This is a genomic window from Pseudomonas sp. 8209 (assembly GCF_028682105.1).
GTDB classification, from domain to species: domain Bacteria; phylum Pseudomonadota; class Gammaproteobacteria; order Pseudomonadales; family Pseudomonadaceae; genus Aquipseudomonas; species Aquipseudomonas palmensis.
The window spans coordinates 656,523-671,109 of the sequence record NZ_JANIAH010000001.1 but is presented as its reverse complement, the minus strand read 5'-3'; the positions used below and the strand labels follow the sequence as shown (position 1 = coordinate 671,109).

The following is a 14,587-nucleotide window of genomic DNA, read 5'->3' as shown; positions in this document are numbered from 1 at the left end:
ATGCACACCCCCCACTCTGAAGCGGCCCCGAACCTGTCGGGCGGCATGAGCGATGCGGTACGCCAGTTCGACTGGAGCCGCACCGCCCTGGGGCCGGCGCCGCAATGGCAGGCTTCGCTGCGCATCGCCGTGGACATGCTGCTGGCTTCCAAGTTTCCGGGTTGCCTGGTGTGGGGCCCCGAGCTGATCAGCATCCACAACGACGCGTTCGTGCCCTTGCTCGGCGCCAAGCCGGCGCCGCTGGGCAAGCCGCTGAGCGTGATCTGGAGCGACGTGTGGGACGATATCAGCGCCCTGGCGCAGCGGGCCTACGCCGGCGAAGCGGTGTTCATGGAAAACTTCGCGCTCGATACCGACCGCAACGGGGACGTGGAGCGGGCGTACTTCACCTTCTGCTACAGCCCGGTGCGCGACGAGTCCGGCCAGGTGGCGGGCTTTCTGAACACCGTGTTCGAAACCACCGAGACGGTCAGAAACGAGCAGGTGTGGCGCGAACGCGCCGATGCCTTCGAACAGAAGATCATGGAGCAGACCGCAGACCACGAGCGCATCTGGGAGCTGTCCAGCGACATCATGATGCTGGTGCGCGAAGACCTGCAGATCTACGCCATCAATGCCTGCGGTCGCGAGCTGCTGGGCTGGGACGATTCGTTCATCGGCAGGCCGGTGCTGGAGCTGTGCCATGTCGACGACCGGCCGGGCATCGAAGCGGTGCACCAGCAACTGCGGGCCGGGCAGACCGTGCAGGGCTTCAAGTGCCGCTACCGTCACCGCGACGGCCACTACCGCTGGTTCAACTGGTCGATCGTGCCCAGCACCGGCATCTATACCGCCATCGGCCACGACATCACCCTGGACCAGGAGCGCGCCGCGGCCCTGGTGCAAGCCGAGGAACTGCTGCGCCAGAGCCAGAAGATGGATGCCGTGGGCCAGTTGACCGCCGGCATGGCGCACGACTTCAACAACCTGCTGACCGGTATCAGCGGCAGCCTGGAAATGATCGAGCGGCGTATCGGCAGTGGCCAGCTGGACGGCCTGGATCGCTACATCGCCGCCGCCAAGGAGGCGTCCCAGCGCGCGGCGGTGCTCACCCACCGCCTGCTGGCGTTCGCCCGGCGCCAGCCCCTCGACCCGCGCCCGGCAGACCTCAATGCCCTGGTGCACGGCATGGACGCCCTGATCCGCCAGACCCTGGGCCCGGACATCGCCCTGCAGCTGAAGGTCGAGCCGCAGCTGTGGCGCACCCTGGTGGACGCCAACCAGCTGGAAAACGCCTTGCTCAACCTGTGCATCAACGCACGCGATGCGATGCGCGCCGGCGGGCGCCTGACCATCAGTACCGGCAACGAACGCTACGATGCCCGGGTCGCAGGCAGGGACGGCCTGCCCCCTGGCGACTACTGCTCGCTGACGGTCGAGGACGATGGCCAGGGCATGAGCCCCCAGGTGATGGAGCGCGCCTTCGAACCCTTCTTCACCACCAAGCCCGTGGGCCAGGGCACCGGCCTGGGCCTGTCGATGGTGTACGGTTTCGTGCGTCAGTCGGGCGGGCGGGTGTGGATCGAGGCGTCCGATACCGGCGGCACCCGCATCAGGCTGGTGCTGCCACGCTACTGTGGCGCCGACAGCCAGTCTGCGGCCAGCGTACCGGTGCCGGCCAAGGCCAGCGTGCCGGGCAAGGGGCGGATCCTGCTGATCGATGACGAACCGACCCTGCGCATGCTGATCAAGGAGGTGCTGCAACAGGAAGGCTACGACGTGATCGAGGCCGTGGATGGCCGTTCAGGCCTGGCGGCGTGCCTGGCCGGCCCGCCGGTCGACCTGCTGATCACCGACATCGGCCTGCCCGGCGGTTTCAGTGGGCGCCAGGTGGCCAGCGAGGTGCGCCGGCACAACCCGCAGCAGAACATACTGTTCATCACCGGCTACACCGACGAAGCCATCGCCCAGCGCGACACCCTCGAGGCGGGGGTGGAACTGCTGACCAAGCCGTTCCCGCTGGACCGCCTGCAGCGCAAGGTCAAGGCCATGCTTCAGCGCGCCGAGTCGCGCGGGCCGGGGGCCGGCACGCCGGCGCCCTGACTGGCCACGCGCTCCAGCAGCAGGTAGACGACGCAGGCCACCAGCAGCGGCAGCAGAAAGTACAGTACGCGGTAGGCAATCAGCGCCGCCAGCAGGGTGCCCTTGGCGTACTGGCCCTGCAGCAGGGTGATGAACACCGTCTCCAGCACCCCCAGGCCTGCCGGAATATGCGTGATCACCCCGGCAATGCTGCTGATCATCAGCACCCCGACGATGCTCGGGTAGCCCACCATGTCCGGCAGCAGGGTGTAGATCACCAGCCCCATCAGCAGCCAGTTGCATGCCCCCATGACGGCCTGCAGCAGTGCCAGGCGGATGCCCGGCAGCGTGAGCACCTGCCCGCGCACCTGCCAGCTGCGGCGCCTGGCGAACGCGCAGGCGCCCAGGTAGGCCGCAGCGGCCAGCAGCATCAGCACACCGATCACGCGCAGCCCGCCGGTGCCGATCTCCATCCCCGCCGGCAGGCGCGGCAGGCCACAGGCGAACAGGCTGCCGGCCACCAGCAGGTAGCCCAGCCAGTTGGTCACCAGGCCCAGCCCGAGCAGGCGGCTGATGGTCGGTACATCCAGGCCCAGGCGCGAATACAGGCGATAGCGCAGGGCAACCCCGCCCACCCAGGCACTCAGGTTCAGGTTGAACGCGTAGCACACGAAGGCCAGCGGCACGACCTGGCGCGCCGGCAGCTGGTGGCCGGTGTAGCGCCGCCCCAGCAGGTCATAGCAGCTGAACAGCACGAAGCTGCACGCCGCAATCGCCCCGCCCAGCAGCAACACCCCGGGCGGGTAGGACACCAGGGCGTGACGCACCTCGCCCCAGTCCTGGTTGCGCAGCAACATGAACAGCAATGTCGGTATCAGGATGAAGAACGCCAGGGTCAGGGCCCGGCGCGCCCATTGCCAGTGTGTGCCGGAAAGCTTCATGACAGCGGCTCCTGGAGCGCCGCTGGCGGCTGCAGCGGCTTGAGCCGGGGCTGGTGCGCAGGCAGCCAGCCGACGATGGCCGGGAACAGCCGGGTGAAGTGGAACGCCATGAAGATCAGCGGCGCGCGCCACCAGTAGCCGCGCAGCACCCGTTGCAGGGTCACCGGCTTGCATTGGCTGTGGGCCAGCGCCTGCAGGTGCTCGCCCAGCAGCTGGTTGAAGGCCTGGTCGCGGATCACCAGGTTGGCCTCGAGGTTCAGCGACAGGCTCAGCGGGTCGAGGTTGCTCGACCCAACCGTGGACCACTCGCGGTCCACCACCGCGACCTTGCCGTGCAGCGGGCGCTCGCAGTACTCGTGAATGCGCACGCCGTCGCGCAGCAGGTAGTTGTAGAGCATGCGCGAGCACAGCCGCACCAGCGGCATGTCGGGCATGCCCTGCAGGATCAGGGTGACGTCCACGCCACGCCGGGCCGCATTGCGCAGGGCCCGCAGCATCCGGTAGCCGGGGAAGAAATAGGCGTTGGCGATGATGATCCGTTCGCGCGCGGTGACGATGGCGCGCATGTAGTGCTGCTCGATGTCGGTGGGGTGCTCGGCGTTGTCGCGGATGCACAGGCACATGCGCGCCTGCACGCTGTCGGCACTGATCGGCGGCGCCCGGCGCCACCAGCCCCGGGGCCGCACAGGGCGGGCGCGCTGGGCGTCGAGCAGGGTCAGGGTGGCCTGCTGCAGGTCGGCCACGATCGGCCCCCGTACCCGCACGGCGTAGTCCTGCTTGGCCATCGGCCCGAAGTCGGCCAGGTGGTCGGCGCTGTAGTTGATTCCGCCGACAAAGGCAGTGTGCCCGTCGATCACCAGGATCTTGCGGTGCAGGCGGCGGAACAGGTTGGTGCGCAGCCCCAGCCGCCGCGGGCTCGGGTCGAACGCCTGCAGGTGCACACCGGCCTGGCTCAGCGCCAGCAGAAAGGCGTTGCTCAGGTCGGCGGTGCCATAACCGTCCACCAGCACCTCCACCTGCACGCCGCGTTGCGCTGCCTCGATCAATACCTGTTGCAGCTGCTTGCCGACCTTGTCTTCGAAAATGATGAAGGTCTCCAGCAGCACCTGCTCCCTGGCATTGGCAATCGCCTCGAAGGCGGCCGGGAAGTACGCCTCGCCATTGATCAGCAATTGCACCTCGTTATCCTCGCGCCAGTCGGCCTTCATAGCAGTACCTCCACGAACAGCGGCAAGTGGTCTGACAGGTGCGACCAGGGTTTGCGCCCCATCACCCGGGGTTGCCGGGCCTGGACGTTGCGCACATAGATACGGTCCAGGCACAGCAGCGGCCAGCGCGCCGGAAAGCTGCGTGCGGGGCGCCCGTGGGCCTGGGTGAACACCTCCACCAGGCCGCAGCCGGCCAGGTGCTGGTCGGCGCGCTGGCGCCAGTCATTGAAGTCGCCCGCCACGATCACCGGCGCTTCGGCGGGCAGGCTGTCCAGCAGCCGGCACAGCAGGCGCAACTGCTTGACGCGCTGGCGCTCGTCCAGCCCCAGGTGCGCACACACGGTGTGCAGCGGACGCTGGCCGGGTACATCGAGCACGGCGTGGAGCAGGCCGCGGCGCTCGCTGCCGGTCACGCTCACATCGAGGTTTTCGTAATGCCGGATGGCGAACTTGGACAGCAGCGCATTGCCGTGCTCGCCGTCCGGGTACACCGCGTTGCGCCCGTAGGCGTACTGCGGCCACAGGCTGTCGGCCAGGAACTCGTACTGCGGCACGTGGGACCAGTCCGGGTGGCGGCTGGCATGGCCACGGTGGCTGCCCAGCACCTCCTGCAGAAACACCAGGTCGGCGTCCTGGCTGCGCACGGCCTCGCGTAGCTCGGGCAGCACATAACGCCGGTTGAACGCGCTGAAGCCCTTGTGCACATTCACCGTAAGCACCCGCACGGCGTGCTCGGTGACCTGCCGGCCGGCCACCGGCGGGGGCTGGGGCAGGCTCATGGGGCGTTGCCCGGGCCGAGCATCTGCGCCACCTTGCGCGTCAGCTGGGTGAACTTGAATGGCTTGTTGATCATCTGCATGCCCGGGTCGAGAAAGCCCCGGCACGAGGTGGCGTTTTCGGCGTAGCCGGTGATGAACAGCACCTTCAGCCCCGGGCGCAGCTTGCGCGCGATCTCCGCCAGCTGGCGCCCGTTCATCCCCGGCAGCCCCACATCGCTGATCAGCAGGTCGATCGGCCGGTCGGAGCGCAGAACCGACAGTGCCAGGCTGGCGTCGGCCACCTCGCAGCACTGGTAGCCCTGCTCGGCGAGGGTCTCGTGGACCAGCTGGCGCACCGTGTGGTCGTCCTCCACGATCAGCACGCGGTTGCTGCCATTGGCCTCCGGCGGCGGGCCGGGGGCGGGCGCTGGCGCGCCCTGTACATCCCCCACATGACGCGGCAGGTAGAGCTCGACCTGGGTGCCATGGCCGATGCTGCTGTACAGCGCCACGTGCCCCTGTGACTGGCGACTGAAGCCATACACCATCGACAGGCCCAGCCCGGTGCCCTGGCCGATGGGCTTGGTGGTGAAGAAGGGGTCGAAGGCGCGGTCCACGCTGCTTTGCGGCATGCCGCAGCCGTTGTCGTGCACGCTCAGCAGCACATAGTCGCCGCTGGCCAGCGGATGCCCGCCAGGCAACGGCTTGCCCTGGCGGCGGTTGCCGGCGTGGATGCGCAGCTCACCGCCGTTGGGCATGGCATCACGGGCGTTGCTCAGCAGGTTGTCGATGGCTTCGCGCAACTGCTGCGCGTCCACCTCGATGTGCCACAGGTCGGCGTCGAGGCTGACCTGCAGGTCGATCTGTGGGGTCAGCAGGGCGCGCAGCTGGTCGCCGTCCAGCAGGCTGGCCAGGCTGACCGGGCCCGCATCCAGCGGCTGACGGCTGGAGAATGCCAGCAGCCGGTGGGTCATGCTGGCGGCGCGCTGCACCGCCCCCAGGCTCATGTCGATAAGCTTGGGCAGGTCTTCCTGGCGGCCCTGGGCAAGGCGCCGGCGGATCAGCTCCACGCTGCCGCCGATGCCGGTAAGCAGGTTGTTGAAGTCGTGGGCTACACCGCCGGCCAACTGGCCGATGGCTTCCATCTTCTGCGTGTGGCGCAGCTGTTGTTCGTCTTCGCGCAGGTGGCGCAGTTGCTCTTCCACCCGTTGCTCCAGGTCCTGCAGGCGGGCCGCGCTGTACTGGGCCTGGTACTGGCGACGGCGGGCGCGCAGCGAAGCGCGGGTCAGGGCCAGCAGGCCGCTGGGCTGGAACGGGCATGCCAGCAGGAACAGGTTGCCCAGCGCCGTGTGCAGGTCGGCGTCCGGCGCCCGGGCCGGGCTGGTCAGCAGCACCACCGGCAGGTCCGACCAGGCGGGCTGGGTACGCAGGTAGTTGTGCACGGGCGACTGCACGAAGCCGCCCAGGGACTCGTCGGCGATGATGGCCAGCCCCGCGCCCTGGCCCAGGGCATCGGCCATCTCGTCCAGGTCGCGGGTGGCCAGCGCCTGTATGCCGGCTTCGTCGAACAGGTTCAGCGCCAGGCGGCTGAGGGTGGGCGGGGCAAGTATCAGTGCGCGTTCGCCGTTTGGCACCGAATTGTTCACGGGCGATCTCCTTTGATAACGCACAGCCAGGCGATTGCCTTTTTATCCATGCACTATCACTGGACACGCCACTTTCGGCGGGGTTCAAAACGCTTGCGGGAGCCCGGACGAGGGGCCTCAGAGGCCTTGCTGCACCAGCGGATCGTCCGGGTTCTGCTGCTCCAGCTGGGCCAGCAGCACCTGCACGTTCTGCAGCTGGCCGGTCTCTTTCCAGTAGCCGATCAGCAGCACCCGCGCCTTGCGGTTGGCCGGCTGGCGGGCGAGCAGGGTTTCGAGCTGCTTCTGCGCCACCTCGACCTGCTCCAGGCTGTGCAGGGTCAACGCCAGGGTATAGCGATACTCGGCGTTGTCCGGGTCCAGCGCCAGGGCCCGGTCGAACGCCAGCAGCGCGTATTCGTGCTGGTCGTGGCGCATCAGCCACAGGCCCAGCTCGTGTTGCAGGAAGGCCGAGTCGGGGTGGCGCTTGAGCGCCTGGGCCAGCAGCTCGCGGGAGGCATCGGCGTGGCCCTGGCTGTCGAGCAGGCGCACCTTGGCCGCCAGTGCCTCGAGGTCGTCGGGGGCCAGCGCCAGCGCTCGCTCCAGTGCCTGCGCCGCCTCGTCGTCATGGCCCTCGTGCACGTACAGCCGGGCCAGGTGCACCTGGGCGGCGGCATCGTCGAGCTGCTTGAGCAAGGCCTGCTGGTACTGCTCCAGTGCCTGCTGCAGCGGGCCGTAGTACAGGCCGACATCGTCCGGGCCCAGCCCCAGCAGCGCATCGACCGCGGCAAAGCGCACGCTCTGCTCGGGGTCTTCGAGCATCGGCCCCAGCAGCACGCTGCGCTGCGGCGCCGGCACCAGCGCGCTGATGCTGGCGATCGCCGCGCGGCGCACCAGCGGGTCGTCGTGGCTCAGGTCCTGGTCGGCCAGCTTCAGCGCCAGCGGCGAAGGGTAGTTGGGCAGCTCGGCATGCAGGCTGGCGCGGCGAATGCCCGACAGGTCGGCGCGCGCCAGTTGCTGGTACAGCACCCGCGCCGCCCCCGGCTGCCCTTCATGGGCCATGGTCAGCGCCTTGGTGTAGCCATGGCTGGGGGCCGGCGCGGGGGCCGGGGCGTCACCCAGCCAGCCGTAGCCCAGCCCGATGACGAGCAGCACGAGCAGGCTGAGCAGTGTATAGAGGCGCGGTTTTGACATGCGGCATCCGGGCAGGCGGGGTGGGGCAAGCTTGGGTCAGCCAGGAAACGGAGTCAATCCGTTTTCCCCCTTCACCTGCCCGCGCCCTGCGCCGCAGCCCGTGCCGCGAGCCGTCAGGTGCGAAAATGCACCACCAGGCTCTGCAGGTCGCTGCCCAGGCGCGCCAGTTCGACGCTGGAGCTGGCGATCTCGCTGCTGGCCAGTGCCGACTGGTCGGCGGTTTCGCGCACATGCAGCACGTTGCGGGTGATTTCCTCGACCACCGTGGTCTGTTCTTCGGCGGCGCTGGCGATGCGCAGGCTCATCTGCTGGATGTCCGAGACCTGCCGGGTGATCGCCGCCAGCGCATCGCCGGTGTTGCGCACCCCGGTCACGGTCGACTGGGTCTGCTCCACGCTGGACTGCATGATCTGCGTACTCTCGTTGGCAATGCGCTGCAACTCGCCGATCAGGTGCTCGATCTCCTCGGAAGACTGCTGGGTACGCTGGGCCAGGCTGCGCACCTCGTCGGCCACCACTGCGAAGCCGCGCCCGGCCTCGCCGGCACGCGCCGCCTCGATGGCGGCATTGAGCGCCAGCAGGTTGGTCTGCCCGGCCACGGCCTTGATCACCCCGAGCACGCTGGCGATACGGTCGATTTCCTGGTGCAGGCGGCTCATCGACTCGGCCGACACCCCGACCTCGCCGGCCAGCGCCTCGATCTGCACGATGGCATTGCGCGAGATGCCCGAGGCGCCGCTGGCTTCCTCGTCGGCCTGGCGGGCCGCCTGGGCCGCGTCTTCGGAGTTGCGCGCCACGGCCTGCACCATCGAGGTCATCTGGTTCATGGCGGTGGCGACCCGGTCGGTGTCGCTGCGCTGGCTGTCGGTGCCGGCCTGGGTCTGGGTGGTGATGGTGGCCAGCTGGCTGGCCGATACCGCCAGTTGCGAGGAGCCGTGACCAATGCGCGTGATCACCTCGCGCAGACGCTGGCTCATGTCGCCGATGGCGCGCAGCAGCTGGCCCAGTTCGTCACGCCGATGGCTGTCCAGCTGCACGGTGAGGTCGCCGTGGGCGATGCGCTCGGCCGCCTCCAGGCTCTGGCGCAGCGGGCGCACGATCTGCCGGCCGATCAGCCAGGCGATCAGGGTGCCCAGCACCAGGGTCGCGACGGTCACGCCCAGTAGAATCGAGACCACCGTGGCCACGCTGGCGGCAGCGCGCTCCTCTTCCTTCTTGTACAGCACGTTGATGCTGCCCTGCAGGTCGGCCAGCAGGGCGTTGGCCTGCACCACCCGGGCGCTGTCGGGCGGGTCCAGGGCCAGGGCGGCCTGGTGGGTGGTGATGTAGCCCTGCAGGCCGTCGGCCAGTTGCTGCACGGTCTGCAGGTCTTCGGCGGGCCAGGCGCCGCGCTGCACGTCCTCGAGCACCGCGTTCAGTGCGCTGTGCAAGGCCTGCTGGTGGGTCTGGTGGGTGTCCAGGTGGGCGGCCTGGGGCGCCAGCGCGTACTGGTAGTTGGCCTCGCGGGCAAACACCGTTTCGTCGAACAGGGTGCTCAGTCGGTTGATCCGCTCGAACGAAGTCTTGTCGTTGTGCAACCCCTTGAGGCCGGTGGCGGCCAACCACACCGCCAGGGCCAGCATCAGCCCGAAGCCCAGTGCCAGTTTGCGGGTGACGGTGAGGTTTTCCAGTGAAAGTACGCGCAGCATGAACGCTCCTTAGAGTGGGGGGAACGTGGTTCCCGCCACACTATAGAAGCGCTGTCGCAGTGGATGAAGGCCAAGTGCCATACATCACGCCAAACGTTGATCCAGCTCAATTTTATTGTCGGACAAAACTCAGAAGTCGTAACTCAGGCTGGTGTAGTAGAACGCGCCCTGGGCGCCCTCGGGCGAGGTGATCGAGTACTTCTGCACCCCGTACAGGGTCTGGCCTTCGAGTTTGTCGGGGTGGCTGTCGAACAGGTTGATCGCACCCACCGAGACCTTCAGCCCCTGGTCGAAGCGGTAGCTCAGGTCCAGGTCGGTGATCCACTGCGCGCTGAAGGTCTGGTCCAGGTCGGGGTTGCTGGCATTGAGGCTCTGCCATTCACCGTAGCGGCGCTGGGTCAGGGTCACGCCCCAGTTCTGGTACAGCCAGTTGGCGCTGAGGGTCAGCTTGGTGTCGGGGGTGCCGTGCTCGATCAGGCCCTGGGTGGCGCGCCCGACGATCTGGTTGCCGGCAATGCCGCCGGCATCGCGCAGTTCGGTGATGCGCGTGCGGGTCTTGGCGAAGCCGGCGTTCAGGTCCAGCCGGCCGTACTGCGCCAGGTCCCACTGGTACTGGCCGGCCAGCTCGATGCCGTCGGTGCGGGTGTCGGCAATGTTGGTATAGAACGCCGCACTCTGGATGTTGGCATACGGCGTACCGGCGAAGATCGGCCCCACCACGCTGGCCGGCAACTGGTCGGACAGGGTGATGCGGTTGTCGATGTCGATGCGGTAGGCGTCCACAGTCACCGAGGCGTTGGCCAGCGGGCGCCACACCAGGCCCAGGGAGTAGTTGGTCGACTCTTCGGGCTTGAGCGCGCGCCCGCCCAGCAGCGCGGCCTCGGGGCTGTCGGCACGCAGGGTGCGCTGCTGCACCTCGACCCAGTTGCCGCTGCCAGGTGGCTGCTCCACCACCTGCACGCTGAACGAGGACAGCCCGCTCTGCACCAGCGAGGGGGCGCGGTAGCCGGTGCTGAGGCTGCCGCGTGCGGCGATCTGCGGGGTGAAGTCGTAGCGCAGCGACAGCTTGCCGTTGGTGGTGTCGCCAAAGTCCGAGTAATGCTCCGAGCGCAGCGCCACGCCGGCCTGGAACTTGTCGGTGAGCTGCCCTTCGAGGTCGACATAGGCGCCGAACACCTTGCGCTCCAGCGACGCGGCATCGACGTTGGTGATGCCCGAGTAGTAACCGGGGATCGGCCGCCCGCTGACCGGGTCCAGGCTGCCGAACAGCGGCCCGTTCTGCCAGCCGGCCGCCTCGCCGGCGCCCAGGTGGTAGTTCTCCTTGCGCCAGGCCAGGCCCGCCGATAGGGTCAGCGGCCTGGCCAGCAGGTCGGTGGGGAAGTCGCGCACCCAGTCCAGGGTCAGGTTGGTCTGTTGGTTCTCGCGCTCGCCGGTGTAGATGCTCGACGGGCTGGCCGTGCCCCAGCTGGGGTTGATGGCGTTGCGGTCGGTGGACTTCAACGTGTCGTTGCCGTAGTTGGCAGCCAGGTCGAACGTGCCCAGGGTTTCGTCCTCCCAGCGCAGGCCGCCGGTCACGGCATAGTCTTGCAGGTTGTAGCGGGTGACCGGCAGGCGCCCGTCCGGGTAGCGGCGCAGCGCATCGCTGCCGTAGTTGCGGGCCAGGGTGGTGGGCGGGTCGAAGAAGCCGTCGGCGTCGGTGTTCTTGTGCGCATAGGTGGCAAAGCCATAGGCGGTCAGTCCTTCGCCCAGGCCGATTTCGCTGTTGGCCACCAGGTTGTACTGGTCCGAGACATTGCCCGAGCCCCAGCGCCAGGTGCGGTAGCGGTTGTTCTGCTCGCGCGGGGTATCGGTGCTAGTGCTGCCGGGGTAGAAGATCCGGTTGTCGGGGTTGGTGTCGCTGGCCGGGTCCTGGCTGCCGGCATCGAAGCTCAGGGTCAGGAAGCCATCGTTGGGCAGGGCCAGGCCCTTCCAGCCGCTGAGCTTGCGCTGCAGGCCGTCGCCCTTGTCGTAGCCGCCGAAGCGATAGCCCACGTTGCCGCCGTCGTCGTTCTCCTTGAGCACGATGTTGATCACCCCGGCGATGGCGTCCGAGCCGTACTGGGCGGCGGCGCCGTCGCGCAGGATCTCCACCCGCGACACCGCGCTGAGCGGGATCAGGCTCAGGTCCACGGCCGCTGCGCCACGCCCGTTGGCCAGGCCCTGGCGGGTCACGTTGGCGCTGGTATGGCGGCGCTTGCCGTTGACCAGCACCAGCACCTGGTCCGACGCCAGGCCGCGCAGCGAGGCGCCCTGGGCGATGGAGCCGGCGAACGCGCCCTGGGGCGATTGCGGGAAGCTGAACGAGGGCGACAGGGCGGTCAGCGCACCGGACAGGTCGCTGGCGCCGGTGTCCTGCAGCTTCTCGGCGCTCAGCACATCCACCGGGGCTGCGCTTTGCAGCGCGGTGACGTCGCTGCGGCGGGTGCCGACCACGACCACGGTATCGAGCTTGTCATCCGCGCCGGGTGCGGCCTGGGCAGAGCATTCGGGCACGGCAACGCTGCCGATGACCAGCGCGATGGCGCCGGCCAAGGGGGTGGGACGCAACATGGGGTGTACTCCTTGCAAGGCAGTTGAAGTGCGCCGGCAGCCTGCCGCCGGCGCGGTCGATCAGAATCGGCTGGTGACGCTGACGCCGACCGTGCGCGGGTCGCCGTAGGTCAGCACGTACTGGCCCTGGGGGCCGTTGGGCCGGCCGTGCACCTGGTAGCGGCGGTCGGTGAGGTTGTTGACGAAGCCGGTCACGCTGAGCTTTTCATCCGCGCTGAACCAGGTCAGGCGGCTGTTGGCCAGGGTGTAGTGGGGCTGGCTGAGGGTCGGCTCGGCGCTGCTCTGGCGGTTGGCCAGAAAGTACTCCTTGTCGCGAAAACTCACGTCGGCGCCGGCCACCAGCTTGCCGCCGATCGCCAGCGGGATGGTGTAGTCGGCGCCCAGCGACACCACGTTGCGCGGCGAGCGCACGAAGCTGTTGCCGCTGTAGTCGGCGGTCACCTCGCCGGTGGTGGGGTTGACGTTCTTGAAGTCGGTGTACTCGGTGTCCAGGAACGACACCGCCGCGCGCAGGTGCAGGTAGTCGGTGGGCTGGCCCTCGATCTCCAGCTCCGCGCCCTTGACCTTGCCCTTGGCACCGTTGGTGAGCGCGGTGGTGAGCACGCCGCTGTTGACCGTCAGCAGGTTGACCTGGATGTCCTGGTAGTCGTAGTAGAACAGGTTGGCGTTGACCGTCAGGCGGTGGTCGAACCACTCCGATTTCAGGCCCAGCTCGTAGGCATCGAGCTGTTCCGGGTCGACCGTGGTCAGCTGCGCCAGGTTGCTCGACAGGCCGGTGTTGAAGCCGCCGGAGCGAAAGCCGTGGGCATAGCGAAAGAACACCCGCAGGTTGTCGTTGATGCGGTACTCGGGCGTCACATCGTAGGTCCAGGCGTCCCAGCGCTTGCTCTCGTCGCGGTTGCCGTTGGCGCCCGCAGCGCCCAGCGGCACCAGCGGGCCGTTGGCGCTGGTGCGGGTGAGCTGGGCCAGGTCCAGGTCGATGCTCTTTTTCTCGGTGGTCCAGCGCAGCCCGCCGGTCACGGTGAAGTTGTCGCTCAGGTCATAGGCCAGGTTGCCGAACAGCGCGTAGCTGTCGGTCTTGTGGGTGTAGTCGAGGCTGCTCAGGTCGACCCCGCCGATCTGGTTGGAGCCGCTGCCGTTGGGCGTCGGGCCCGGGGTCACGAAACGCCGGTCGGTGCTGTCGAGGGTTTCGTGAAAGTAATGGGTGCCGAGCATCCAGCGCAGGGTTTCCTGCTGCGGGGAGGCCAGGCGAAATTCCTGCGAGTACTGCTCGTAGCGGTTGTCGGTGTCGCTCGCGCCGTTGACCTCGTAGGGGGTGTAGTCGGCGTCGGTCAGCGACTGCTGGCGGATAGAGTCGTAGGCGGTGATGGAGGTCAGCCGGTAGTCGCCGATGTCCCAGTTCAGGGTCAGCGAGGTGCCGTCGTGGTCGAGTTTGGAGTGCTCGTCCACGTTCAGCTCGATGCGCCGCCCCTGGGGGCGCTGGTAGCCGACGTTGTAATAGGTGCCCAGCGGCAGCGAACCGCTGCTGCCATCGCCCTTGAACTGGCGCCCGTGGAGCTTCCACAGCGCCTCCAGGTCCGGGTTGAGCCTGGCCAGGAACTGCACGCGCACGGCCTTCTTGTTGACGTCGCCATAGGTCTGGTCGTTGGTCAGGTTGTGGGTGAAGCCGTCGCGCTCCTCGGAATACAGCGACACCCGGCCGGCCAGGCGTTCGTCCACCAGGGTGCCGCCCAGGGCGCCGTTGAGGATGCGTTCGTTCTTGCTGCCAAAGCCGATGGTGCCGAAGCCGTCGGTGTCGAAGGTGGGCTTTTTCGAGATCACGTTGACTGCCCCCGCCGTGGTGTTCTTGCCGTACAGGGTGCCCTGAGGGCCGCGCAGCACCTCGATGCGCTCCAGGTCGAACAGCGGGCCGCCGCCGGCGACGGGGGCGTTGAGGTAGACGTCGTCGGCATAGATGCCCACCGGGTAGACCGTGGCGGCGCCGGTGTCGCCGGTGCCCAGGCCGCGGATGTACCAGCGCGGGCGGCCATCGCCATCGGGGTTCTTGGCCGAGGCGTTGGGGATGAAGGTGGTGATGTCGCCCATGGCGCGCACGCCGTCGGCGGTGATGCTGGTGCCCTGGACCGCGCTGACCGCCACCGGCACTTCCTGCAGGGTTTCTTCGCGGTGTTGTGCGGTGACGGTGACGGTCTTGAGTGCCGGCGTGGTGCTGTCGTCGGCGTGGGCGGTGCTGGTGCCTGCGAGCAGCAGGCCCAGGCCGATGCCCCTGGCCAGTGGATGAAGCTGATGCATGGTGTGGCTCCCCGAGTGTGGCTGATACGGGGCTAGAGCAGGGTTTGTGCCATGTTTGCAAGCTGTTGATTTACATGGGTTTTATCGGATGTTTCGGAGTGGGTTGCTAGCGGTGCAGCAGGGGGCTGTGGAATGCCTGCTGCTGCAGCAGCAACCGGTTTGAAAAGCTTCGCCAGCAAGGCTGGCTCCTACAGGGGGCGAGGCCTATGTAGGAGCCAGCCTTGCTGGCGAATG

General features: G+C 68.1%; 8 protein-coding genes and 2 pseudogenes. 1 reads left to right on the top strand and 9 read right to left on the bottom strand.

Going from position 1 to position 14,587, the window contains the following annotated elements:
• Positions 1 to 2,082 carry an ATP-binding protein gene (locus tag NP552_RS02965; protein ID WP_058540719.1) on the top strand — a complete coding sequence of 694 codons (2,082 nt, stop codon included), beginning with the start codon at positions 1 to 3 and terminating at the stop codon, positions 2,080 to 2,082.
• Here the strand turns inward: NP552_RS02965 and NP552_RS02960 are convergent.
• From NP552_RS02960 to NP552_RS02925, 9 genes and pseudogenes are all read right to left on the bottom strand, one after another.
• Positions 2,034 to 3,002 carry a lysylphosphatidylglycerol synthase domain-containing protein gene (locus NP552_RS02960; RefSeq protein WP_274096409.1) on the bottom strand — a complete coding sequence of 323 codons (969 nt, stop codon included), beginning with the start codon at positions 3,000 to 3,002 and terminating at the stop codon, positions 2,034 to 2,036. The two genes, NP552_RS02965 and NP552_RS02960, sit on opposite strands and share 49 nt — an antisense overlap.
• Positions 2,999 to 4,210 (bottom strand): cardiolipin synthase ClsB, encoded by a 1,212-nt coding sequence (gene clsB / locus NP552_RS02955; protein ID WP_054915377.1) that lies wholly within the window; start codon positions 4,208 to 4,210, stop codon positions 2,999 to 3,001. The genes NP552_RS02960 and clsB overlap by 4 nt, the downstream gene beginning before the upstream one ends.
• Positions 4,207 to 4,989: an endonuclease/exonuclease/phosphatase family protein gene (locus NP552_RS02950; RefSeq protein WP_274096408.1), complete on the bottom strand. Its 783-nt coding sequence runs from the start codon at positions 4,987 to 4,989 to the stop codon at positions 4,207 to 4,209. The genes clsB and NP552_RS02950 overlap by 4 nt, the downstream gene beginning before the upstream one ends.
• Positions 4,986 to 6,614, bottom strand: a complete 1,629-nt coding sequence (locus NP552_RS02945) for a response regulator (RefSeq protein WP_274096407.1) — start codon at positions 6,612 to 6,614, stop codon at positions 4,986 to 4,988. The genes NP552_RS02950 and NP552_RS02945 overlap by 4 nt, the downstream gene beginning before the upstream one ends.
• A 117-nt stretch (positions 6,615 to 6,731) precedes the next feature.
• A complete protein-coding gene (locus NP552_RS02940; RefSeq protein ID WP_054915374.1) occupies positions 6,732 to 7,784 on the bottom strand; it encodes a tetratricopeptide repeat protein in 1,053 nt (350 codons plus the stop codon).
• Positions 7,785 to 7,897: 113 nt separating this feature from the next.
• Positions 7,898 to 8,467, bottom strand: a pseudogene (locus NP552_RS25995) (methyl-accepting chemotaxis protein); the annotation flags it as partial.
• Between the two features lie 285 nt (positions 8,468 to 8,752).
• Positions 8,753 to 9,406 (bottom strand): annotated as a pseudogene (locus NP552_RS25990) (HAMP domain-containing protein); the annotation flags it as partial.
• 195 nt (positions 9,407 to 9,601) lie between these two features.
• Positions 9,602 to 12,061, bottom strand: a complete 2,460-nt coding sequence (locus NP552_RS02930) for a TonB-dependent receptor plug domain-containing protein (protein WP_058540677.1) — start codon at positions 12,059 to 12,061, stop codon at positions 9,602 to 9,604.
• Between the two features lie 60 nt (positions 12,062 to 12,121).
• On the bottom strand, positions 12,122 to 14,353 hold the full coding sequence (locus NP552_RS02925) for a TonB-dependent receptor (protein WP_274096406.1): 2,232 nt from the start codon (positions 14,351 to 14,353) through the stop codon (positions 12,122 to 12,124).
• Positions 14,354 to 14,587: the final 234 nt, after the last annotated feature.